The organism is Amycolatopsis sp. CFH S0740, from assembly GCF_004522315.1.
GTDB lineage: Bacteria > Actinomycetota > Actinomycetes > Mycobacteriales > Pseudonocardiaceae > Amycolatopsis > Amycolatopsis nivea.
In genome coordinates this window covers 192,981-214,912 of record NZ_SDLS01000011.1, presented here as the reverse complement: position 1 = coordinate 214,912, position 21,932 = coordinate 192,981, and the positions used below count along the sequence as shown (strand labels likewise).

Sequence of the window (21,932 nt, the reverse complement as noted above, 5' to 3'; positions counted from 1 at the left end):
CATGAATCAACTCACCGGCCCCGGACGTCCTGAGACCTCCGGAGGCACCGGCCAGCGGCACACGGGATCAGCGGACGGACACCGCCGCGCCGATCCCCGTGGCCAGGAGCTTGCTTGCGCAGCCCGTCAGGCGGACTGCTGCTGCGGCAGGACGGCGAAGGCGACGTCGCCGGTGTCGTCCTGCTGAACGTCGAGGACCTTGTCGTCGAGCAATGCCGCTGCCTGCGGCTCGAGGAAGACCTTGGCTCCGCCGTCGGCGCCGACGATGCGGTCGCCGTCCTCCGGGGCCGGGGCTACCGACAGCGCCAACTGGGCACCGTCGCCTTCCATGCTCTGCAGCGCGAAGCGCAGGCCGCTCTTCTCGGAGTCACTGCCTTGTTCAGCGGTCAACGCGGTGATCGCCTCGGCGGCGGCTTCGGTAACGGTCAGCATCTTTCGGCCTTCCCTTCGTCGCAGTCGGATGCGCGCGGTTGGTTGCAGGGTGGTTTTTCACGCTAAAGGCGGCATGACGGTCGCGCAGTGTGAGCGCTAGGCCGTTTGCCGCGACGGTGGAACCTGTCACAAATACGTTTGAGATCAGGATCTTCGGGCCATGGCCGACCGGATCGCGTCGGCAACCGTGCCTCCTCCGTGGTCGACCCGTTCGCCCTGTCCGGGCACCGGGGGCCAGCCATCCCCGGCCGAGCCGAGCGACCCCAGTTCGGGGTCGCCTCCGCCGGCCTCCCCAGCAGCGTGGACCGGCGGCCGAACCTCCGGCTCGTCCCCGGCACGCTGGCTTTCCCGGACCTCGCCGGAAGCTGACGCGCCCATGGAGCCGGACGCACGAAACGAGCCGACACGAGAGCCGTCCGCACCGGGCGCTTCACTCTCGCGGAGAGTGTCGTCACCGGGATCGCTCACGGGCACCTCCCGAAAGTCCGGATTTGTTCGTGGTGAGCTACCCGAGGCGACTTCGAGTGAAACGGGCCGAACGGCTGTCGTCGGAATCACAGCGTTTCCTTGGGTCTGCCAGGGCGTCAGCAGGCGAAGCAGAGCTAGCGTCAGGACATGACCACCACCCGGTGGAAGCCGCGCGGCCGGATCGGTCTCCGCCCCCGACGCAAAGCCAGCGACGACCCGGTCCGCGATGACGCGCAGCCGGAGTTCCGCACGCTCGACGAGACTCCGAGCCACCGCTCCCCGGACTTCGACGAGGCCGCCGACCAGCACCGCGCAGCCGCCAACGACCTGGCCGCGCTCGCCGACGAGATCGACACTCGCCGCGACCTGCTGGACTCCGCCGCCGACCGCCATGGTGAGAACACCCGTCGCCCCTCAGCGGCTAATCCGCGCGCCGACCGCCAGGCAACGACTGATCGCGACGCTGACCAGCTACCGGCGAAGCCCGGAGACAACAGCCCTCGCCGGCTGCCGACGAACTCAAGCTCCGATCGCCGTAAAACGGCAACCGACTGCGCCGAACAGCCACGGCGGGAGTCCAGCGACAAACCCAGTCGCCATTCAACGGCGAAACCGACCCACGCGCCGAGCGACACAGACCTGCTGCCGCAACAACCCGCCAATTACAGCGCCGCCGAAGCCCGCCAACCGCGAGCAGCGACGGATCCAGCAGCCGAGCCCAGTCACCACCAGCCCCACCTGACTCCCGCCGCAGCCCCCATCAAGCACCCAGCACCTCCGAGCGTCGCCGATAATCGGCCAAACCCCGAAGACCGCACCACTCGCCGCCGCGAGATGGGCAGTCATGCTGCCTGGTACCTGGCCGCCGGTGTCGTCACCACCGGACTCCAGGCCGTTCTCTTCCTGGCCTTCCGGCCGGAAATCGGCGCGCAATGGGCGAATCTCGCCGCGCTCGCGATCACGACGGTCGGCAACACCGAGTTCCATCGCCGCGTCACGTTCGCCAACCGGAGCAGCCGCGCGGGCAAGCGCCACCTTCAGGATCTCGTCACTTTTGCCTTCTACGCCGGCTACGGATCGGTCGTTCTCGCCGCTCTCGACGCAGTCGTCCCGCATCCCTCCGCCGGGCAGCAAACCGCCGTGCTTCTCGCGGCCAGCTTCGTCGGCGGGGTCGTCCGGTTCGCCGTTCTGCGGTGGTGGGTGTTCGCGCGGGCTCGGCGAGCGGACGCGGCACAAGATCACCAACGGTAGTGGAACCCGTTCTACCCGCAGTGCGACCACTCTCTGTTGCGCTACCCCGCTATCACTCTTCGTGACGTACAAAACCGGACATCCGCACATGCTGCGAGGCCGGATTCGTACTGTGCGTCGGCTGGTCTCGTTTGTGTCAAGACCACTGCTGCTAACGGGGTATTCGTAGTTGAAATGTGGACGGTCGGCCTCCGGCCGCTTAAGGTTACGGAGCGTCGCAACGATCGCAGTGCTCCCCCCGTTCGATTGGAGTACTTGCGACCGCAACATCACAGAGTGTTGACCCCGAGACAGCGACGGTCGCAGGGTTGCCGGGGAGACGACCATGACAGCACCGTCGAAGACGTCCCGAACTGCGGTGTCCGGCGTCGAGGGCTACGTGAGCCCCGCGACGCTGCCCCGGTCCGGCGGACGCCTGACCAAAGAAGACCTCGACCCGCTCGTACGCGCGGCAGGACAGGGCGATCAAGCCGCGGTCGCCGACCTGCTGCACGTGCTCCGCCCCGTCGTCGCCCGCTACTGCCGGGCCCGGATGGGCGGCCGCGACCTCTCCTACCTCGCCGCCGACGACGTCGCACAGGACGTCTGCATGGCTGTCCTCAAGGCCCTTCCGGACTACCAGGACCGCGGCGGTTCCTTCCTTTACCTCGTGCACGCGATCGCGGCCAACAAGGTCGCTGACGCCTACCGGGCGGTCGCGCGCGACCGGTCCGAGCCGGTGCCCGAGCTTCCGGAGCACCCGCTCTCCGGCGGCAACGAGCCGGAATCGCATGCGCTGCGCCTCGACCTCGGCAGCCGCCTCCAGGAACTGCTCACCCGCCTCGCCCCGCTGCAGCAGGAGATCCTGGCGCTGCGCATCGTTGTCGGCCTCAGCGCGAACGAGACGGCCGAGACGCTGGGCATTTCGGCCGGCAACGTCCGCGTCACGCAGCACCGTGCGTTGTCCAAGCTCCGCGAGATGGTGCAGGGCCAGGACTTCTGAGCCGTTTGGTCACTCGAACGGCTGGAAGGCCGCCGCGGACCGCCGAATAGGTCGACAGGCTCGGTTTCGCGCGGCACTCTGGTTTTACCCGCCGCATCTCTCAGCTCAACTCATAAACTCGTGCCGCCGTGTGCTCGAAGACGTCGAGCCGTTCCGGGTCGCTCAGCGCACCGGTCAGCGACACCGCCGCGTCCAGTACGACTTCGTACGCTGCCGCCAGTTCGCACACTGGCCAGTCGGAGCCGAACATGACCCGGTTCGCGCCGAACGACTCGAAAACGTGGTCTGCGTAGCGGCGCAGATGGCCCACCTGCCATTCGCGCCAGTCGGCTTCCGTCACCAAGCCGGACAGCTTGCAGTGCAAGTTGCCGTGCTCGGCGAGCGAGGCCACGCCGTTCGCCCACGGCTGCCACTCGCCAGCTGCGATGCCAGGTTTCGCGGCGTGGTCGAGGACCAGCCGCAGGTCCGGCAGGCGTTCGGCTACCTGCCGGGCGGCGGCGAGCTGCGCTGGTGCCACCAGCAGGTCATAGACCAGGCCCGCAGCGGCGACCGCGGTCAGGCCGCGCAGGATTTCCGGGCGCAGCAGCCAATCCGGGTCCGGTTCGTCCTCGACCTGGTGTCGGATGCCGACCAGCGGGCCGAGTTCGCGCAGCCGCGCGAGCCGGTCGGCCACGTCCGGAGCGGCGAGGTCGACCCAGCCGACGACGCCGGCCACCACGGGTTCGGACGCGGCTGTGGCAAGGAATTCCTCGGTTTCCGCCTCGTCCGAGACGGTCTGCACCAGCACGGTAGCGTGGACGCCCGCCGCAGTGGTCACCGCGCGCAGATCGTCGACGGTGTACGGCTTGCGGATCGGGGCCAGTGCGTCACCGGACATCCACGGGTACTCGCGACGCGCGGGATCCCACAGGTGGTGATGCGAATCGATCACTGGGTTCCTCCGGACACGACGGGGCGGGCAGCCGGCCGCAGGAGGCCAGCGTCGGCGAGGTCGTCCCACAGTACGGCCGGGATTTTCGCCGCGGCGCGGCGAACGTTCAGCGACACCTGCTCGGCGTCATGGGCCCCGACGACCACCGACACCACCGCCGGGTGCGTACGCGGCAACGCGAGCGCGGCCTCGGGCAGCGAAACACCGTGCCGTGCGCAGATTTCCGCGATCTTCTGGGCTTTCTCCACGAGATCCGCGGGCGCGGCCGCGTAATCGTAGATCGCGCCGGGTTGTTCAGTGGCGAGGATTCCACCGTTGAACACCCCGCCCGCCACGACGCCGACGCCGCGTTCGACGCACAGCGGCAACAACTCGTCCAACGCCGGCTGGTTCAGCAAGGTGTAGCGACCGGCCATTAGAACATGGTCAAGATCGAATCGGCGCACGAATTCCGCCAGCATCGGAGCCTGGTTCATCCCAGCCCCGATCGCCCCCACGACGCCCTGCTCGCGCAACTCCAGCAATGCTGGGAACGCACCCGAAACCGCTTCCTCGAAATGATCGTCCGGATCGTGCACGTACACGAGATCGACGTGGTCGAGACCCAGCCGATTCAGGCTCGATTCCAGCGAACGCAACACCCCGTCGCGGCTGAAATCCCAGCGGCGCCGGTAAGTCCCCGGGACATCGAAGCCCTGGTCGTCGCGTTCCCCGGGGGCCGCCGCGCGCGGTTCCAGGACGCGACCGACTTTTGTGGACAGGACGTATTCGCCGCGCGGATACGCCGCCAGCGCGGCTCCGAGCCTGCGTTCGGACAGCCCGAGCCCGTAGTGCGGCGCGGTGTCGAAATAACGGATCCCCTCGTCCCACGCCCGTCGCACGCTCGCCGCGGCGGTTTCGTCCGGCACCGCGTGGTAGAGATTGCCCAGCTGAGCGCCGCCGAGTCCCAGCGGAGGAAGGTCCACGGTCACGCCTCCGCCGGGAGTTGCCACACCAGCCCGAGGCCGTGCGCGACGTCGGAGTGGTCGAGGTCGAGCAGTTCGTTGATCCGCTTCTGCCACGCGATGTCGGCCGGATCGCCGGCGAGTTCCGCGCGCATCCGCTCGAAATCGTCCACCTCGACGAAGTGGAACAGGTCGAGCCCGTCGCGCCAGATCCGCCACGACCGCACGCCGGCGCGGCGCAGTGCGGCGTCCAGGTCCTGCGGGATCACCGCGTGCACCTCCTCGTACGTTTTCTCCATTCCGGGCTTGAGCCGGGTGCGCAATGCGACCGTTTGCGGCGCCGGGCCGTGGGTCATCGTTCCTCCTGACGGGAGTCGTGGCACGCTGTAGGGGGTAAACATCCGAGGTCTCTGCAGGGAGGGCGGTCCCGATGCCCGTCACCGATGTCGCGATCGACAAGATCAAGGACATGATCATTTCGGGCGAGCTGGCCCCGGGCGACCGGCTCCCCAAGGAGGCCGAGCTCGCGCAGCGGCTGGGGCTTTCCCGCAGTTCGCTGCGGGAAGCGGTGAAGGCGCTGTGCCTGATCCGGGTGCTGGACGTGCGCCAGGGCGACGGCACGTACGTCACCAGCCTGGAACCGAACCTGCTGCTCGACGCGATGACCTTCGTCGTCGACTTCCACCGCGACGACACCGTGCTCGATTTCCTTGCTGTGCGGCGGATTCTGGAGCCCGCTGCCACCGCGATGGCAGCGCTGCACATGCGCGACGAGGACGTCGCCGAACTCGGCGCGCTGCTCGGCGAGTTGGAGGATTCGCCGACCGTCGAGGCACTGGTGGCCAACGACTTGCAGTTCCACCGCAAAATCGCGGACGGCTCGGGCAACCCAGTGCTCTGCTCGCTTCTCGAAAGCCTGTCCGGCCCGACGGCGCGAGCCCGCATCTGGCGCGGCCTCACCCAGGAGGGCGCGGTGGCCCGAACCCGGGAACAACACGCCGCGATCTACGACGCGATCGCCGCACGGGAACCCGAACTGGCCCGCTCGTGGGCGACGGTGCACGTCGCGGGAGTCGAACAGTGGCTGCGAAGCACGCTGGTCGAAGACGACGCGCCCGGCGATGAGGCCGAACCCGCTGCTTCCTGACCGAGCGGCGACGGCTCCTGAGCGGTTTGTTGCAGTGACGGGTCCCTTCACTCCTTGCTGATAGGAGTGAAGGGACCCGTCACTTTTGTTCGAGGGACGCGAGGGGGACTTTCGCGCCTGAGCGGCGGGAGCGACGGGACCCGTCACACAATGACCATCGGAGCGAGGGGACCCATCGCGCACGCGTGACTGGAGCGAGGGGAACTTTCGCACCCGCACGGTAGGGGTGACGGAACCCGTCACACCACGACCGCCGAAACGAAAGGCCCCACCGCAAACGCCCGGCTCGAACGAGGGGGACCTTCGCACCCGCACGGCCGGAGTGACGGGACCCATCACGCCACGACCGCCGAAACGAAAAGCCCTACCCCGCACGCCTGACTGGAGCGAAGGGGACCTTCGCACCCGAACAGCGGGAGCAACAGGGGCCGTCACTCCGCGACCATCGAAGCGAAGGGACCCATCGCGCACGCCCAGCCGGAGCGAGGGGGACTTTCGCGCAGCGGGCGCGGCGTAGACCGGCAAGCGTCGACATGGGAACGGCGAGGGGACCCATCGCGCGCGCTCGGCTAAAGCGGCGGGGACTCGCTCGTCGACGGGCGGAATGATGGGACCCTTCATTAACTGCGGCGCTGGTGATGCGGAGGTTCCTTCCACCGCACCACCAGCGGAGGCGAAGGGCCGTGCGGCGGAAACGGGAGCGCAACCGGCAGCAACGGCACCGGCACCAGTCGCGGCACCGGCACCAGCACCAGCACCAGCGGCGGTACCGGCACTGGCACTGGCACTGGCACCAGCCAATCGCTCGCCCACCGAACCCGACGGCAGCGGCCACCCCGGCCCCGGCGGCAGCGAGGTCGGAGACGAAGCCGCCGACCAGGCCGAGCGCAAGCCCCCATAAGGTCGGATGATCACCGAACCTCCACCGATCAGGTCTGGGGCTTTCCGCCCGCGTACCGGCTGATGATCAAGGCGATCAAAATGATCCCTCCGTAAATCGCCTTCAGCCATTCCGCCGGGACCTGGGCGATGCGCAGCAGGCTGTCCACCGACTGCAGCAACAGCACCCCGGTCAGCGCTCCGACCAGCGTGCCTCGACCGCCGTCCAGGGAGACGCCGCCGATGACCGCTGCGGCGAAGACCTGGAGGATCAGTCCGTCGCCCTGGTCAGCGCCGAGGGCACCCACGTAGCCCGTGTATGCCAGGCCGCCGATGGCAGCCAGTACTCCGGCCACCACGAAGACCGCCCACGAGATCCGGTCCACCCGGATGCCCGCGGCCCGCGCGGCTTCTCGGTTGCCGCCGATTGCGTACAGGGAGCGGCCGACTCGGTGGTAGCGCAGGCCCAGTCCAAAGAGCACGAACAGGGCCGCCGCGAGCCAGACTGACATCGGCAAGCCAGCAAACGTCGTGGTCGCCAGCGCGGTGAACGCGTCCAGCTGGTCGAAGAGCGTCTTGCCGTTCGTCGTGCCGATCTGGGTTCCGCGCAGGACCGTCAGCATCGCCAGCGTCACGATGAACGCGTTCAGCTTCAGCTTCACGATCAGGAAGCCGTTCACGAAGCCGATCAAGGCACCCACCACGGGGATCGCCACCAAGCCGAGCACCGAAGGCCATTCTGTGCCGAAGCCGGACGACGCCGCGGGAATGACCAGCATCGCGCCGATCGCGGGTGCGATGCCCATCGTGGATTCCAGCGACAGGTCGAACTTGCCGGTCAGCAGCACCAGCGACTCGCCCAGCACGACCAGCGACAACGCGGCCGCCGCGGAAAGGATGCTGATGATGTTGTCGAAGGTGAAGAACGTGTCGCTGATCAGCCCGCCGATCACGAACACCACCACGAGCGCGGGTAGCAGCGCCAGTTCGCGCAGCCACGCCGACTTCCGGCGCTTCGGCGCCGCCGCGGGCAGCGCCGTCTGCGGGTCGCTCATCAGGTCAGTCATGGAGCCCGACTCCTTCGATATCCGCCACCAGGTCCCCGTCGGACCAGCCGGCCTGGTGAACGGCGGCCACCTCGCCGGCGCGCAGCACCAGCACCCGGTCGGCCAGGCGCAGGTCGTCCAGCTCGTCGCTCACGAGCAGCACCGCCTTCCCCTCGGCCCGCACCCGGTCCACGACCGCGAGCAGGGCCTCCTTCGACTTCACATCCACTCCCGCGGTGGGGTTGATCAGCACCACCACGCGCGGATCGCTCTCCAGAGCCCTGGCGAGCACGACTTTCTGCTGGTTCCCGCCGGACAGATCCGAAACCGGCTGGTCCGGGCCGGCCGCGACGATGTCGTAGTCGGCCAGGGCGCGCGATCCGCGTTCGCGGCGGGCCTTCGGGGACGCCAGACCGGCGCGGCCCATCCGGTCGAGCACCGACAGGGTCGCATTGTCCATAATGGAGTGTTCCAGCACCAGACCTTCATGGTGCCGGTCCCGCGGGACACAGCCGATGCCTGCGCGCAGGGCAGCAGTAATATCACCGGGGGGCAAGCGTTTTCCGTTTACTGCAACGGTTCCTGAGGTGGGCTTGCGCAGGCCGTAGACCGTTTCGGCCACTTGGTGCTTGCCGCTTGCGTTGCTGCCCGCGAGTCCGACGACCTCACCGCGGTGGATCCGTAGCGAGACATCGTGGAATCCGTCGCCGGACAGGTCATCTACGGCGAGGACCTCTTCGGCGTCGACTGCGAGCGGGTCGCGGGTGGCGGCGTCGCGGACGGCGAGGCCGCCCTGCTCCCCCGTCATCGCGTCGACCAGTGCCGCGCGGCTGACCTCCTCGACGGGTGCGGTGAGCACGTGACAGGCGTCGCGCAGGACGGTAACCGCTTGGCACACCTCGTAAACCTCGTGCAGGTGGTGCGAGATGAACAGGAACGTGACCCCGTTCTCCTGCATCTGCCGCATGCGCTCGAAGAGCCGCTCGATGGCTTGGCTGTCCAGCTGCGCGGTCGGTTCGTCCAGCACGATGAACCGGGCACCGTAACTCAACGCGCGGGCGATCTCGACGAACTGACGGTCCTCAACGGACAGATCGCCCGCCGGAGTGTCCACATCGACCCGTACGTCCCACGAGTCCAGCAGCTCCCGCGCCTGCCGGCGAAGCTTCTTCCAGCCGATCGCGAATCCGCCCCTGGCCTGCCGGTTCAGGAACAGATTCTCCGCGACGGTCAGCTGCGGTACCACCATCGCGTGCTGGTACACGCACGCCACGTGCGCCTTCCAGTCGTCCTGTTTGGACAAGGAGGGTGCCGGTACGCCGCCGAAGGAAACGCTGCCGGTGTCCGTTTCGGACAGTCCAGTGAGGATGGACACCAGCGTGGACTTGCCCGCCCCGTTGCGGCCGACGAGTGCGTGGGACTCGCCGGGCCGCACGGTGAGGCTGACGTCGTGCAGCGCCACGGTGGGCCCGTACCGCTTCCCGACGCCGTCCGCCTGCACTACCGGCGCGCTCACAGGTTGTTACCCCACAACGCTTTGTCGTCCACGTTGTCCTTGGTCACGACCGGCGCGGGCAGCTGGTCTTCCAGGACGCCGGGGCTGATCTCGACGATCGTGGAGTCGTGGTCGGTCGGGCCGGGCTTGAACGTCTCGCCCGCCATCGCCTTCTTGAGCCAGTACATCCCGTACTTGGCGTAGGCGTCGGCAGGCTGCGAGACGGTCGCGTCCAGTTCGCCGTTGCGGATCGCGGTGAGCTCCTGCGGGATGCCGTCGTTGCTCACCAGCACCACGTGCTTCGGGTCGCCGACCGGGAAGAACAGGTTCTTGCGCTTGAGCGCCTGCTCGGTCGGCGCGAGGTAGACGCCGCCCGCCTGCATGTACACGCCCTTGATGTCCGGGTTCGCAGTCAGCAGACTGTCCAAACCGGACGAAGCCTTGTCCGCCTTCCATTCGGCGGCGACCTCGAGGACCTTGACGTCCGGGTACTTCTGCTTCATGCATTCGCGGAACGCCGCCGACCGGTCGCGGCCGTTGACCGACGCGAGGTCGCCCATTACCTGCACGACCTTTCCGCTCTTCACGCGCTTGCCGATTTCCTCGCACGCCTTGGTTCCGTACGCCTTGTTGTCCGCGCGCACCACCATCGCGACCTTGCCGCTCTCCGGCGCGACGTCCACCGCGACCACCGGGACGCCCTTGTTCTCGGCCTGCTTCAGCCCGGCGACGACCGCGGCCGAGTCGAGCGGGGTGACGACAAGGCCCTTCACGCCCTGGCTGAGCAGCGTGCCGATGTCGGTGATGAGCTTCGCCGGGTCGCTGTCGGCGTTTACCGTGGGCAGCGCGTCGAGGCCCTGCTCCTTCGCCATCTGCGGCACGTATTTGTTGTAGGCCTGCCAGAACGGCGAGGTCAGCAGAGGCAGCGTCGCCCCGACCTTGCCGGTGCCGCCGCCGCTCGCCGCGGCCGCCGGCTTGTCCTTAGTGGACCCGCACGCACCGAGCACCAAACCGCAGGCGGCCACCGCGGCGGCCAGCCGGATCACCTTCGTACGCACCGCATCCTCCTTGATGACAGGCCTTGTTGGCTAAGCAGATCAGTTCTGCACGGGTCCGCGCGGGCGCAGGCCGTACATGCCGCCGTCCACCGCGAGCGCGGTGCCGGTAGTCGATGCCGAAAGCGGGCTGGCCAGGTACGCGATCGCGTTCGCGACCTCGTCCGCGGTCACCAGCCTTCCCATCGGCTGGCGGGCGGCGAGCGCCTCCCGCTCGGCCGAGGGGTCCGCGGCGGTGTCGAGCAGCCTGCCGACCCACGGGGTGTCCGCGGTGCCGGGGCACACGCAGTTGACGCGGATCCGGTCCGGCAGGTGATCGGTGGCCATCGCGAGGGTCAGCGACAGCACCGCGCCTTTCGTGGCCGAGTACAGCGCCCGCGCGGGCAGTCCGGCCCAGGCGGCGATCGAGCACGTGTTCACGACCGCTGCCGCAGGCGAGTTTTTCAAGTGCGGCAAGGCTGCCCGCGCAGTGCGCACCATGCCGACCACGTTCACGTCGTACGCGCGGTGCCACTCGTCGTCGTCATTCGCGGTGACGTCGCCCTGCGCGCCGATTCCCGCGTTGTTGATCAGGATGTCGAGCCGGCCGAAGCGTTCGGCCACCGCGTCGACGGCGGCGCGAACCTCGGCGTCGGACGTCACGTCGCAGCGGAATCCGGCCAGCGGCTCGGGCACCTCGTCGGTCTTGAGGTCGAGCACGGCCACCTGCGCGCCGCGCTGGGCCAGCAGGTTCGCCGTGGCCAGGCCGATGCCCGAAGCGCCGCCGGTGACCGCGGCGACCAGGCCGTCGAATTCGCTCACTGCGCGTTCTCCGTCCATTCAGGACCGTCCGGGAAGCTGAACCGGCGCAGCGTAGCGTCGTGCATGCGCGCGGAAAAGCCCGGTGCGGTCGGGGCCAGGTAGCGGCCGTCGCGCACGACGGCCGGGTCGGTGAAGTGGTCGTGCAGGTGGTCGACCCATTCGATGGACCGGTCACTCTCCGAACCGGACACTGCCACGAAGTCGAACATGGACAGATGCCGCACCAGTTCGCACAATCCGACCCCACCGGCGTGCGGACACACCGGGACGCCGAATTTGGCTGCCAGCAACAGGATCGCTAGATTCTCGTTCACCCCGCCGACGCGTGCGGCGTCCAGCTGCAGCACGTCGATCGCGTTAGCCTGCAGCAATTGCTTGAACACCACGCGGTTCTGGACATGCTCGCCGGTGGCGACCTTGATCGGTGCGAGCGCCTTCGCGATGGCCGCATGGCCAAGAACATCGTCCGGCGAGGTCGGCTCTTCAATCCAATATGGATCGAACGGTGCCAGCGCAGTCATCCACGACACTGCCGTCGCGACATCCCAGCGCTGGTTCGCGTCGACCGCGATCCGGATGTCCGGGCCGACAGTCTCGCGGGCCAGCTTCATTCGCCGGACGTCGTCTTCGAGATTCCCGCCGACCTTCAGTTTGATCATCTCGAAACCGTCGGCAACGGCTTGTTCGGCCAGTCGTACCAATTTCGCGTCGGAATAACCGAGCCAACCCGCCGACGTGCTGTACGCGCGATAGCCGTCGGCTTCGAGCTTGGCGATCCGCTCTGCTTTCCCGGGCTCGGCGGCGCGCAGGATGTCGAGCGCTTCCTCTTCGGTGAGCGCGTCGGAGAGGTAGCGGAAGTCCACAAGGGACACCAGCTCCTCCGGCGTCATCCGCGACGCGAACTTCCACAATGGAAGTCCGGCACGCCGTGCGGCAAGGTCCCACGCGGCGTTGACGATCGCGCCGATCGCCATGTGTGCCACGCCTTTTTCCGGTCCCAGCCAACGGAATTGCGAGTCGCCGACCAAGGCCCGAGAGAGCGCACCGAGCGCTTCTGCGTCTTCAGGAACATCGCGGCCGACCACATGCGGCGCGAGCGCACGGATCGCGGCGGCCTGCACGTCGTTGCCCCGGCCGATGGTGAACGCGAGGCCGTAACCATCCGGTCCGGCATCGGTGTGCAATTCGACGTAGGCCGCCGAATAGTCCGGATCCGGGTTCATCGCGTCCGAACCGTCGAGGTCGCGCGACGTCGGGAAGCGGACGTCCCGGACCTCCATGGCCACGATTTTCGCCATGTCAGGCCTGCCCGAAGGTCTGGCGCTGCTTGCCGAGGCCGTCGATTTCCAGTTCGACGACGTCGCCCGCGCGCAGGTACGGCTTCGGTTCCGGCTGCCCGAGCGCGACGCCCTCCGGGGTGCCGGTGTTGATCAGGTCGCCGGGGCGCAGCACCATGAACTGGCTCAGGTAACGGATGATCTCGGCGACGCCGAACACCATGTCCTTTGTGGACGAATCCTGCACCTTCTCGCCGTTGACCCAGGTGCGCAGGCCGAGCGCCTGCGGGTCGGGGATTTCGTCGGCGGTCACGAGTTCAGGGCCGAGCGGGTTGAAGGTCTCGCAGTTCTTGCCCTTGTCCCACTGGCCGCCGCGGTTCAGCTGGAAATCGCGCTCGGAGACGTCGTTGGACACGACATACCCGGCGACGTGCGCCAGCGCTTCGTCCGCGCTTTCCAGGTACCGCGCGGTTTTCCCGATGACGACGCCGAGCTCGACCTCCCAGTCGGTGGCCGTGGAGCCGCGCGGGACGAGCACCTCGTCGAACGGTCCGACCATCACGTCGGGCGCCTTCATGAACAGCACCGGTTCGGTCGGCACGGCCGCGCCGGTTTCCTCGGCGTGACGGCGGTAGTTCATGCCGATGCAGACGATCTTGCCCGGCGCGGCGATCGGCGCGCCGACCCGCAGCCCGGCCCCGTCGGCGACCGGCAGTTCCCCGGCTTCGAGCGCCCGCGCGGCCTTGGCCGGTCCGTCGCCGGCGAGGAACGCGCCGTCGATGTCCGGCGTGACCCCGGAGAGGTCGTGGAGGGTGCCGTCACCGGCACGGACGAACGGACGCTCAGCCCCCGCTGCCCCGAGACGCACAAACCGCACGGACGAACCCCTCTCTCGACACCGTTCTCGCGATACATCCGATGTATAGCGCACCGGAGGGCGACAGATCTAGAGGGAAGCGGGATTTGGTGCGGAAATTGATCCGATCACCGGGCTGGCGGGCGGATAACGGACACTCGTCGTGGCGGGGTTGTCCCGTCAGAGCGAGGGAGACGGTGCGGCGCGGATGGCGATTGGGGATGCGGCTGGACCGCGGGGACGTGCGAGCGGCGGTTCGCGCGACGGCGAGGAAGGCCGCGAGGCGCGGGCGGGCAGCGGCGGAGAGTCGGGGCCGATGAAGGGGGCTCGGGACAGCTCTGACGCGGGAGGCGTGCGAGGCATCGGCGACGCGGGAGGCCTGCGGGGTGCCGGGGACGAGGGCGGGGTGCGTGAGCCCAGCGATGGCAACTGGCGCGATCGCCGGGAGGACCCGAACGCGGCTGGCGCTCCGGCAGTCGGCGCGGACGGTTCCGACGACTCGGACGACTCGGACGACTCGGGCGGCGCGGGCGGCGCGGGCGGCGCGGGCGGCGCGGGCGGCGAATGGTGTGCCGCTGAGCGGGCAGTGCCGTTGCCGGACGGCTCGTGGATGCTCGCTCCGGAGCGCTCCGCTGCTGATTATTCGGCGGACGATCAGGTGGCTCTTGATCATTCCGCGACGGATCACTCCACGGCGGACCGCGTGACGTCGGATCATTCCGGAGCTGAATACTCCGCCGCTGGTGCCTCCGGCGCGGAGCATTCCAGGGCTCAGGGATCGGTGGCGGATCATTCGACGCCCGATCACTCCAGGGCCGACCACCCCACGGCGAACCGTGCCACGCCCGATCACTCCACGGCCTATCACCCCATGGCAAACCACTCCACGGCCGATCACTCTGCAACGGAATACTCCGACGCGGAGCATTCCGTTGCCGAACCCTCCACCGCGGATCACTCCACGCCCGGACACTCCGCAGCCAATCACTCCGCAGCCGACTGCCCCGCCCCGGATCACTCCGCGGCGGATCAATCCGCGGCAAACCACCCCACCCCGCGTCACTCCGCGGCGGATCAATCCACAGTCGCCCACCCCGCGGCGGATCAATCCACAGCCGACCGCCCCACCCCAGATCACTCCGCGGCCGACCACCCCACCACAGCCAACGCGGAATATCCCTCCCTCGAACACTCCGTCACCCTCCCCGAGCACCCTCGCCGGGGCAAGATCCGGCGTCTTCTCATCCTCGGTGGCCTCTCCGCCTTCGGGCCGCTCTCCATCGACATGTATCTCCCCGCCCTGCCCCGGATGGCGGGGGATTTCCGGGCCTCCGACACGACCGTCCAGCTGACGCTCACTGCGTTCGTCGTCGGGCTCGCGGTCGGGCAGATCGTCGCTGGGCCTTTGTCGGATTCCTTCGGGCGGCGGCGGCCGTTGCTGGTCGGGTTGGGGTTGTACATCGCCGGGTCGGTCGCGGCGGCGGTGAGTCCGGGCGTCGAGCTGCTGATCGCGGCGCGGAGTATCCAGGCGCTTGGCGCGGCGGCGGGGATCGTGATCGCGCGCGCGACCGTCCGCGATCTCTACACCGGTACGGCGATGACGAAGTTCTTCTCGCTTCTCCTGCTGGTCAACGGTCTCGCGCCGATCCTCGCTCCGGTGCTCGGCGGGCAGTTGCTCACGTTCACGTCCTGGCGCGGAGTGTTCGTCGTCCTCACCGGGTTCGGTGCGCTGTTGCTCGCCGCGGTCGCGTTCGCGCTGCCGGAGCCGTTGCCGGTCGAGCGGCGGCATCCGGCGCGCTTGGGTGGGGTGCTTCGGACGTATTGGCACCTGCTCACCGACCGCACGTTCCTCGGTTACGCGCTCACCGCCGGGCTGAACTTCGCCGCGTTGTTCGCGTACATCTCGGGATCGTCGTTCGCCCTGCAGGACGTTTACCGGCTGCGTCCGCAGGAATACAGCGTCGTCTTCGGGCTCAACGGGGTGGGCATCGTGCTCGCTGGGCAGCTCAACGGGTGGCTCGTCGGCCGCTTCCCCGAACGGACGCTGCTGCGCACGGGGCTGACGGTGTCGACCCTCTCCGGTCTGGCCACGCTGGCGGCCGCAGTCATGCGGCTGCCGTTGCCTGCGTTGCTGATTCCGTTGCTGCTCATGGTTTCCTGCATCGGAATCATCAACCCGAACGCCAGTTCGCTCGCGCTCGCGGGGCACGCGCGTACGGCGGGGTCAGCGTCGGCGCTGCTGGGCGTGCTGCAGTTCGCGATCGGCGGGATCGCGACGCCGCTGGTCGGGCTCGGCGGGCCGGGCACGGCGGTGCCGATGACCGCGGTGATGGCCGGGTTCGGGGTGGTCGCCTTGCTGTCGTTCGCGACGCTGGCGGTCAGCCCAGATCGGCGAGATTTCCGCTCCGCAGCTGGTCGTCGGTGACCGCGATGCGTTCGTCGACCAGCTTTTGCAGCGCGTCCCCGTCGTCCCACTGGTTGACGTTCATCGCGGCCGAGACCTCGCTCTCCGGGGTCACCCAGAACGCCGTGAAGTCGTAGCTCGCGAGGTCGCCGCGCACGACGACGCGGTCTCGGTCCAAGACGGGCAGGCCGCGGTATTCGCAGCCGATCGCCGGGCCGCCGCGGTCTGGGTCGTATTGGTCGGAGAAGAAGTACGGGCTGTTCAAGTACGGCTCGTTCGCGCCAAAGAGGTTGGCCGCCACGTGCTCGCCCTGCGTACGCGCTGTCGCCCAGTGCTCGACGCGTACGCGGCGGCCGTAGCGCGGATGGAACTGCGAAGCGATGTCGCCGATCGCGTAAACGTCAGGTGCCGCTGTACGCAGACCTGCATCGACATCGACACCGCCGTCGTCTGCCAACTCGAGACCGGCGGCGTGCGCCAGTTCGACGCTCGGGGCCGCGCCGACGGCGATAAGGACAACGTCGGCGTACAGCTCTTCGCCGCTCGACAGTCGGACACCGGTCGCTGCGGTGTCACCGGTGATCGCTGCGACGCCTTCGCCTAGACGCCACTGCACACCGTGTTCTTCGTGCAGGCGGTAGAACGCTCCGGCCACTTCGTCGCCCAACACGTTCGCGAGCGGCAGCTTCTCCGGGGCGACCACAGTCACCTCGGCACCGTGCGTACGCGCGGCAGCGGCGGCTTCGGTACCAATCCAGCCCGCGCCGACGATCAGTACGCGCTTCGCAGCTTCGAAGGCCGCGCGCAGCCGCAGGGAGTCGTCGAGAGTGCGAAGCATGTAGAGGCCGGGGAGGTCGCCGCCGGGCACCTTCAGCGTCCGCGGGTGTGAGCCGGTCGCTAAGACCAGGCGGTCGTAGCGGTGTTCGTCGCCAGCGTCGTCGAGGACCAGTCGGGCGCCCAGTTCAACCCGGGTTGCGGTGGTGCCGGAGAGCAGCTGGATGTCGTGCTCGCTCCAGTAGCCCTCTTCGCGCACCCAGTCGGGTTCGTCGGCGTTGCCGAGCAGTACCGCCTTCGACAGCGGCGGCAGCTCGTACGGCCGGTGCGGGTCCGCTCCCAGCAGCAGGATCTCGCCGTCGAAACCGCGTTCTCGCACTGTCGCCGCGGCGGTGGCACCGGCCAGTCCGGCTCCGACGATGACGATTTTCCGAGGTTCCGACATGCGTCCTCCTGAGTGCCCGCGGCGTGCGGTGGCCGACGCTACTCCGGTATGCGGCTGGTCACACCCCGTGGAAAACCGGCCGGTAGGCAATTCGGGTGAACCGGCGTAAGCCGCCGCGGAGGGCGCGGTCACACCCCCGCACGAAGGACACGGGTGCTACGTGATCGGAAGGCGAGGGCCGTGACAGCGCGGGACGACAGTGCGGTGCGGAACGAGTGGACGGTCGGCTGCCGGGACCTGGCGGGCAGGCGGCGCGACGTGACGGTGTTCGTGAGCAGCGACGACAAAGTCGTCCTGGTCGCGCCGCCGGGCGAGGCGGCCGTGCTGGGGCCGCTGGAGGTCGGGCGGCTGCGCGCGGCCCTGCGCGACGCCGTGGTGGCCACCGCGACGTCGGCGCGACGCACCGGAACCGACTGACAACTACCGTTCCTACTCATGAGTAGGTAGAGTCGGCACCCGCAGACCCCGAAAGGTGCCGGCCATGACCACCTACTTCGTCACGGGCGCGACGGGCTTCCTCGGGAAGCGCCTGGTCGCCCGCTTGCTCTCGCGGCGGGACACGACCGCCGTCCACGTGCTCGTCCGCAACACCTCGCGCGACCGCCTGGCCGCGCTGGCGCGGGACTGGCCGAACGCCGACCGCCTGGTCCCCGCCGTCGGCGACCTCACCGAACCGCTGCTGGGCCTCGACCCGGCCGGCTACGACGGGGTCGATCACGTCGTCCACCTCGGCGCGGTCTACGACTTCACCGCCGACGACGCGGCGAACCAGGCCGCGAACGTCGAGGGCACCCGGAACCTGCTCGCCTTCGCCGCCGCTGCGGGCGCGGGACTGCTGCACCACGTGTCGTCGATCGCCGTCGCGGGCGATCACGCCGGCCGCTTCACCGAAGCCGATTTCGACCTCGGACAGTCCTTCAGTTCTCCGTATCACGCCACGAAGTTCGAGGCCGAGAAGCTGGTCCGCGCGCAGTCCGACGTGCCCTTCCGCGTCTACCGGCCCTCCGCGGTCGTTGGCGATTCGCGCACCGGCGAGATGGACAAGATCGACGGTCCGTACTACTTCCTGCCTGCCATCTCGCGCCTTGCCGCGCTGCCGAAGCAGCTGCCGCTCGCCGCGCCCGATTTCGGGGCCACCAACCTCGTCCCGGTCGACTACGTCGTCGCCGCGATGGAAAACCTCATGCACCGCGAAGCGCCTTCGGGCAGTACGTATCACCTCGCTTCGCCGCGACCGCAGAAGCTGCACGAGGTCTACAACGCCTTCGCCCGCGTTGCCGGAGCGCCGCGCGTACGCACGACGGTGCCGTCCGGTCTGCTTCGCAGCACAGCGTCTCGCCTCGCGACCGCTGTCGACCGCCTGCCGACTGGACGTGCGACGCGCGCAGCAGTGTTGACCGAGCTGGGAATTCCGCTCGAAGTACTCCCCCACCTGAACATGGAGGTGGAGTTCGACACCGCGCGCACCACTTCGGAGCTGTACGGCAGCGGCGTCCACCTTCCCGAGCTTCGCGACTACGCAGAACCGCTCTACCGCTACTGGCGCGCGCATCTCGATCCGGACCACGCTCGCCGCCCAGGGCTTGAAGGACGCGTTGTCCTCATTACCGGTGCGTCGTCGGGCATTGGCCGCGCTAGTGCGCTCGCTGTCGCGCGACGCGGTGCGAAGGTGCTTCTCATCGCGCGCCGTGCCGAAGAACTCGAAGACGTGCGTAGCGAGATCACCGCAGCAGGCGGCGAAGCAGCGACGTACCCGTGCGACCTCACTGACGGCGACGCGGTCGACGGTCTCGTGAAGGCGGTCCTCGCCGACCACGGCGCGGTGGACGTCTTGGTGAACAACGCAGGACGCTCCATCCGACGCTCGGTGCAGCTGTCGACGGAACGGTTCCACGACTACGAACGCACCATGGCCATCAACTACTTCGGTCCGGTGCGGCTGATCCTCGGCCTGCTGCCGTCGATGACCGAACGCCGGTTCGGCCACATCGTGAACGTCACCACGCAGGGCCTGCAGACCGACACCCCGCGGTTTTCCGCTTACCTGGCTTCAAAAGCCGCGCTCGAGGAGTTCAGCCTGACCGCCGGGCGCGAGACGCTGTCCGACGGCGTCACGTTCTCCTCGGTCCGGATGCCGTTGGTGCGCACGGACATGATCGCGCCGACCGGGTCGTACCGCGGGCTGCCCGCGAGTTCGCCGGAACGCGCCGCGGCACTGGTGGTGAAGGCGATCGAACGGCGGCCGCAGATCCTGAGCCTGCCCGAGGGCCGGGCCGCGGAACTGGCCTCGCTGGCAGCGCCGGACCTCGCGCGGTTCGCGGCGCACCTCGTCTACCGGGTGATGCCGGAATCCGCGCCGGAAGCCAAAAAGCTGCCCCGGCAGCCCGCCTCGGCAAAGGTCGCGGCGACGCTGACGCGGCTGGTCTGGCGGCGGAAGGCCTAAGGACGTCGTGAGTGTTCAGCACGGTGAGAACCGGCATCGACACTCACGAGTCCACCAGCAGGTCGTCCGGCGATCCGCTGGCCAGCCCGGCCAGCACGTCCAACGCACCCGCCAACGTCTCCTCCGAGGGCGCGGACACCGCGATCCGCACCGCGTTCGGCGCGTGCCCCGGCACCACCGAAAACGCCGCCGCCGGGGACAACGCGATCCCCCGGCGAGCAGCGGCGGCCACGAACGTCTCGGCCCGCCACTGGTCCGGCAGCACCCACCACCGGTGGTAGGCCAAGGCGTCGCCGTACACCTGGAAACCCGCCAGCCGCTCCGCGACGATCCGGGCCCGCGCCCCGGCGTCCGCGCGTTTCGCCGCTTCGACCTCCGCGAGCACGCCGCCGGTGATCCACCGCCGCGCCGCCTCCACCGAGAACCGCGACGCCGACCAGCCGCCGGACCGGATCGCGCTCGCCAGCCGCGCGACCCACGGCGGCGGCACCACGAGGAACCCGGCGGTGAGCCCGGGCGCGACGCGTTTCGACAGGCTGTCCACGAACACCGTCCGCTCCGGCATCAGCGCGGCGAGCGGTTCGGTGTCCGGGCGGAGGAAGGTGTAGATGCCGTCCTCGATCACCGGCAGGTCCAGCCTGCGGACGGTCTCGGCCAGCTCGGCGCGGCGCCGCGGCGGCATCGTGGTGCCGAGCGGGTTGTGCAGGGTCGGCTGGACGTACAGCGCCCGCACCGGAGCGCTCGCCGCGAGCGCGGCCGGGACCAGGCCGTGCGCGTCGGTTTCGATCGGCACCAGCTCGATGCCGAGCCGAGTCGCCGCGGCCTTGACCACCGGATACGTCAGGGATTCGACCGCCAGCCGCTCGCCGGTCGGCACGAACGCCGCGAGCGCGGCCGCGATGCCCTGCCGCCCGTTTCCCGCGACCAGCACCTGGTCCGGATCCGGCTGCCAAGTGCCCCGGGCGAGCATCGAGACCGCCGCCTCGCGGACCGCTCTGGTGCCGGCCGCGCCGAGCGGATGCAGGGCGTCGGTGAAGACGTCCGCGCGCAAGACGGGTTCGAGCGCCTGCGCCAGTTTGGCCGATTGGGTCGGCAGCACGGCGAAGTTGAGTTCGAGGTCCACGCGCGCGTCGCCGGGTTCGGACAGCGCCGGTTCCGGGCCGGGCTTCGCCGCGCGTACGAAGGTGCCCCGGCCGACCTCCCCGACCGCCAGGCCGCGGCGGACGAGTTCGCCGTACACGCGGGCCGCGGTGGAGCCCGCGATGCCGCGGTCGCGCGCGAACCTGCGCTGCGGCGGCAGCCGATCGCCGGGCCGCAGCCGGCCGGCTTCGATGTCGGCGGCGAGTTCGTCCGCGACGACGCGGTAGTCGTCCATCCCACCCTCGCTCTGCCGGGATTCTCCCGGACGCATCATGGCACCGGCCGGTCACTGTTCGCTAATGCGACCCACGGAACTCCCCGGACGGGGGTCACTAGGTTAGCCTTACCTGTGTGGCACGGACGAGCGAAGACACCCGACTGCACGCCGAGGACCTGACGCTGGCCTACGACGGCCGCACGGTCGCCGAACGGCTCGGCGTGGTCATCCCGGACAAGTCGTTCACGGTCATCGTCGGTCCCAACGCCTGCGGCAAGACCACGCTGCTGCGCGCGCTCGCCAGGATGCTGAAGCCGCGCGCGGGCTCGGTCTACCTCGACGGCGAGGTGATCTCCAGCTACGGCGCGAAGGAGGTCGCGCGGCGGCTCGGCCTGCTGCCGCAAAGCTCGATCGCGCCGGACGGGATCACCGTGTCCGATCTCGTCGCGCGCGGCCGGTACCCGCACCAGAAACTGCTGCGCCAATGGTCCCGCGAGGACGCGACGGTGGTCGCCGATTCGATGCGCGCGACCGGCGTCGACGACCTCGCCGAGCGCATGGTGGACGAGCTGTCCGGCGGGCAGCGCCAGCGCGTCTGGATGGCGATGGCGCTGGCCCAGCAGACCGATCTGCTGCTGCTCGACGAGCCCACGACGTACCTGGACATCGCGCACCAGCTCGACATCCTCGACCTCTGCGCGACCCTGCACAGCGAACAGGGCCGCACGCTGGTCGCGGTGCTGCACGACCTGAACCACGCGGCCCGGTACGCGACGCACCTGATCGCGATGCGCGACGGGAAGGTGCTGGCCACCGGGACGCCGGAGGAGGTCGTGACGGCGGAGAACGTGGAGCGGATTTTCGAGCTGCCGTGCCGGGTGATGGAGTGCCCGGAAAGCGGGAGCCCAATGGTGATCCCTAAGGTCAGCCGCCGCGCGGCGTGAT

General features: G+C 69.0%; 19 protein-coding genes. 7 read left to right on the top strand and 12 right to left on the bottom strand.

The features are described 5' to 3' along the window. Positions 1 to 126: 126 nt before the first annotated feature. Positions 127 to 432 (bottom strand): hypothetical protein, encoded by a 306-nt coding sequence (locus tag EIZ45_RS20775; RefSeq protein WP_009074268.1) that lies wholly within the window; start codon positions 430 to 432, stop codon positions 127 to 129. Between the two features lie 615 nt (positions 433 to 1,047). On the opposite strand from EIZ45_RS20775, the gene EIZ45_RS47620 reads away from it, so the two are divergent. Then, complete coding sequence (locus tag EIZ45_RS47620) at positions 1,048 to 2,151, top strand: GtrA family protein (protein WP_199817467.1); 1,104 nt, start codon at positions 1,048 to 1,050, stop codon at positions 2,149 to 2,151. 325 nt (positions 2,152 to 2,476) lie between these two features. Beyond that, positions 2,477 to 3,133, top strand: coding sequence for an RNA polymerase sigma factor ShbA (gene shbA, locus EIZ45_RS20765; RefSeq protein WP_037810171.1), 657 nt, complete (start codon positions 2,477 to 2,479; stop codon positions 3,131 to 3,133). A 100-nt stretch (positions 3,134 to 3,233) separates the two neighbouring features. Here the strand turns inward: shbA and EIZ45_RS20760 are convergent, their stop codons facing one another. Genes EIZ45_RS20760 through EIZ45_RS20750 form a run of 3 tightly spaced genes read right to left on the bottom strand, consistent with a single transcriptional unit; the run spans position 3,234 to position 5,364 of the window. Continuing rightward, entirely contained in the window at positions 3,234 to 4,064 is an 831-nt protein-coding gene (locus EIZ45_RS20760) for an amidohydrolase (RefSeq protein WP_037810169.1), read from the bottom strand. Further along, the gene (locus EIZ45_RS20755; protein ID WP_037810168.1) at positions 4,061 to 5,035 is read right to left on the bottom strand and encodes an aldo/keto reductase; all 975 of its coding nucleotides are present in this window, start codon (positions 5,033 to 5,035) and stop codon (positions 4,061 to 4,063) included. The genes EIZ45_RS20760 and EIZ45_RS20755 overlap by 4 nt, the downstream gene beginning before the upstream one ends. Next, positions 5,032 to 5,364: an L-rhamnose mutarotase gene (locus tag EIZ45_RS20750; RefSeq protein ID WP_037810167.1), complete on the bottom strand. Its 333-nt coding sequence runs from the start codon at positions 5,362 to 5,364 to the stop codon at positions 5,032 to 5,034. The genes EIZ45_RS20755 and EIZ45_RS20750 overlap by 4 nt, the downstream gene beginning before the upstream one ends. 74 nt (positions 5,365 to 5,438) lie before the next feature. Here EIZ45_RS20750 and EIZ45_RS20745 point away from each other — a divergent pair, with 74 nt between their 5' ends. Beyond that, positions 5,439 to 6,155 carry a FadR/GntR family transcriptional regulator gene (locus tag EIZ45_RS20745; RefSeq protein ID WP_037810166.1) on the top strand — a complete coding sequence of 239 codons (717 nt, stop codon included), beginning with the start codon at positions 5,439 to 5,441 and terminating at the stop codon, positions 6,153 to 6,155. Positions 6,156 to 7,084: 929 nt separating this feature from the next. On the opposite strand, the gene EIZ45_RS20740 is transcribed toward EIZ45_RS20745, so the two are convergent. Genes EIZ45_RS20740 through EIZ45_RS20715 form a run of 6 tightly spaced genes read right to left on the bottom strand, consistent with a single transcriptional unit; the run spans position 7,085 to position 13,585 of the window. Further along, positions 7,085 to 8,101, bottom strand: a complete 1,017-nt coding sequence (locus EIZ45_RS20740) for an ABC transporter permease (RefSeq protein ID WP_134665469.1) — start codon at positions 8,099 to 8,101, stop codon at positions 7,085 to 7,087. After that, positions 8,094 to 9,596, bottom strand: coding sequence for a sugar ABC transporter ATP-binding protein (locus tag EIZ45_RS20735; RefSeq protein WP_134665471.1), 1,503 nt, complete (start codon positions 9,594 to 9,596; stop codon positions 8,094 to 8,096). Before EIZ45_RS20735 ends, EIZ45_RS20740 begins: the two co-directional genes overlap by 8 nt. Then, positions 9,593 to 10,633, bottom strand: coding sequence for a sugar ABC transporter substrate-binding protein (locus EIZ45_RS20730; RefSeq protein WP_167756508.1), 1,041 nt, complete (start codon positions 10,631 to 10,633; stop codon positions 9,593 to 9,595). The genes EIZ45_RS20735 and EIZ45_RS20730 overlap by 4 nt, the downstream gene beginning before the upstream one ends. Before the next feature lie 39 nt (positions 10,634 to 10,672). Further along, positions 10,673 to 11,431, bottom strand: a complete 759-nt coding sequence (locus EIZ45_RS20725; RefSeq protein ID WP_134665473.1) for an SDR family NAD(P)-dependent oxidoreductase — start codon at positions 11,429 to 11,431, stop codon at positions 10,673 to 10,675. Then, entirely contained in the window at positions 11,428 to 12,729 is a 1,302-nt protein-coding gene (locus EIZ45_RS20720; RefSeq protein ID WP_134665475.1) for an enolase C-terminal domain-like protein, read from the bottom strand. Before EIZ45_RS20720 ends, EIZ45_RS20725 begins: the two co-directional genes overlap by 4 nt. Before the next feature lies 1 nt (position 12,730). Next, positions 12,731 to 13,585: a fumarylacetoacetate hydrolase family protein gene (locus tag EIZ45_RS20715; protein ID WP_134665477.1), complete on the bottom strand. Its 855-nt coding sequence runs from the start codon at positions 13,583 to 13,585 to the stop codon at positions 12,731 to 12,733. Between the two features lie 1,207 nt (positions 13,586 to 14,792). On the opposite strand from EIZ45_RS20715, the gene EIZ45_RS20710 reads away from it, so the two are divergent. Further along, complete coding sequence (locus tag EIZ45_RS20710) at positions 14,793 to 15,989, top strand: multidrug effflux MFS transporter (protein ID WP_134665664.1); 1,197 nt, start codon at positions 14,793 to 14,795, stop codon at positions 15,987 to 15,989. Here EIZ45_RS20710 and EIZ45_RS20705 read toward each other — a convergent pair. Continuing rightward, the gene (locus EIZ45_RS20705; protein WP_134665479.1) at positions 15,943 to 17,187 is read right to left on the bottom strand and encodes an NAD(P)/FAD-dependent oxidoreductase; all 1,245 of its coding nucleotides are present in this window, start codon (positions 17,185 to 17,187) and stop codon (positions 15,943 to 15,945) included. The genes EIZ45_RS20710 and EIZ45_RS20705 overlap by 47 nt on opposite strands. A 180-nt stretch (positions 17,188 to 17,367) precedes the next feature. Between EIZ45_RS20705 and EIZ45_RS20700 the strand changes: the two genes are divergently transcribed. Further along, entirely contained in the window at positions 17,368 to 17,604 is a 237-nt protein-coding gene (locus tag EIZ45_RS20700) for a hypothetical protein (RefSeq protein ID WP_037810157.1), read from the top strand. 64 nt (positions 17,605 to 17,668) lie between these two features. Continuing rightward, on the top strand, positions 17,669 to 19,630 hold the full coding sequence (locus tag EIZ45_RS20695; protein ID WP_134665481.1) for an SDR family oxidoreductase: 1,962 nt from the start codon (positions 17,669 to 17,671) through the stop codon (positions 19,628 to 19,630). A gap of 43 nt (positions 19,631 to 19,673) precedes the next feature. On the opposite strand, the gene EIZ45_RS20690 is transcribed toward EIZ45_RS20695, so the two are convergent. After that, positions 19,674 to 21,005, bottom strand: a complete 1,332-nt coding sequence (locus tag EIZ45_RS20690) for a PLP-dependent aminotransferase family protein (RefSeq protein WP_134665483.1) — start codon at positions 21,003 to 21,005, stop codon at positions 19,674 to 19,676. Between the two features lie 116 nt (positions 21,006 to 21,121). On the opposite strand from EIZ45_RS20690, the gene EIZ45_RS20685 reads away from it, so the two are divergent. Further along, on the top strand, positions 21,122 to 21,931 hold the full coding sequence (locus tag EIZ45_RS20685) for an ABC transporter ATP-binding protein (protein ID WP_037810152.1): 810 nt from the start codon (positions 21,122 to 21,124) through the stop codon (positions 21,929 to 21,931). The last annotated feature ends 1 nt before the right edge of the window (position 21,932 follow it).

Bases quoted from the DNA above. Each gene is read 5' to 3' on its own strand.
- EIZ45_RS20775 (WP_009074268.1), bottom strand. From the start codon at position 432: ATGCTGACCGTTACCGAAGCCGCCGCCGAGGCGATCACCGCGTTGACC.
- EIZ45_RS47620 (WP_199817467.1), top strand. From the start codon at position 1,048: ATGACCACCACCCGGTGGAAGCCGCGCGGCCGGATCGGTCTCCGCCCC.
- shbA (WP_037810171.1), top strand. From the start codon at position 2,477: ATGACAGCACCGTCGAAGACGTCCCGAACTGCGGTGTCCGGCGTCGAG.
- EIZ45_RS20750 (WP_037810167.1), bottom strand. From the start codon at position 5,364: ATGACCCACGGCCCGGCGCCGCAAACGGTCGCATTGCGCACCCGGCTC.
- EIZ45_RS20745 (WP_037810166.1), top strand. From the start codon at position 5,439: ATGCCCGTCACCGATGTCGCGATCGACAAGATCAAGGACATGATCATT.
- EIZ45_RS20740 (WP_134665469.1), bottom strand. From the start codon at position 8,101: ATGACTGACCTGATGAGCGACCCGCAGACGGCGCTGCCCGCGGCGGCG.
- EIZ45_RS20720 (WP_134665475.1), bottom strand. From the start codon at position 12,729: ATGGCGAAAATCGTGGCCATGGAGGTCCGGGACGTCCGCTTCCCGACG.
- EIZ45_RS20705 (WP_134665479.1), bottom strand. From the start codon at position 17,187: ATGTCGGAACCTCGGAAAATCGTCATCGTCGGAGCCGGACTGGCCGGT.
- EIZ45_RS20695 (WP_134665481.1), top strand. From the start codon at position 17,669: ATGACCACCTACTTCGTCACGGGCGCGACGGGCTTCCTCGGGAAGCGC.
- EIZ45_RS20690 (WP_134665483.1), bottom strand. From the start codon at position 21,005: ATGGACGACTACCGCGTCGTCGCGGACGAACTCGCCGCCGACATCGAA.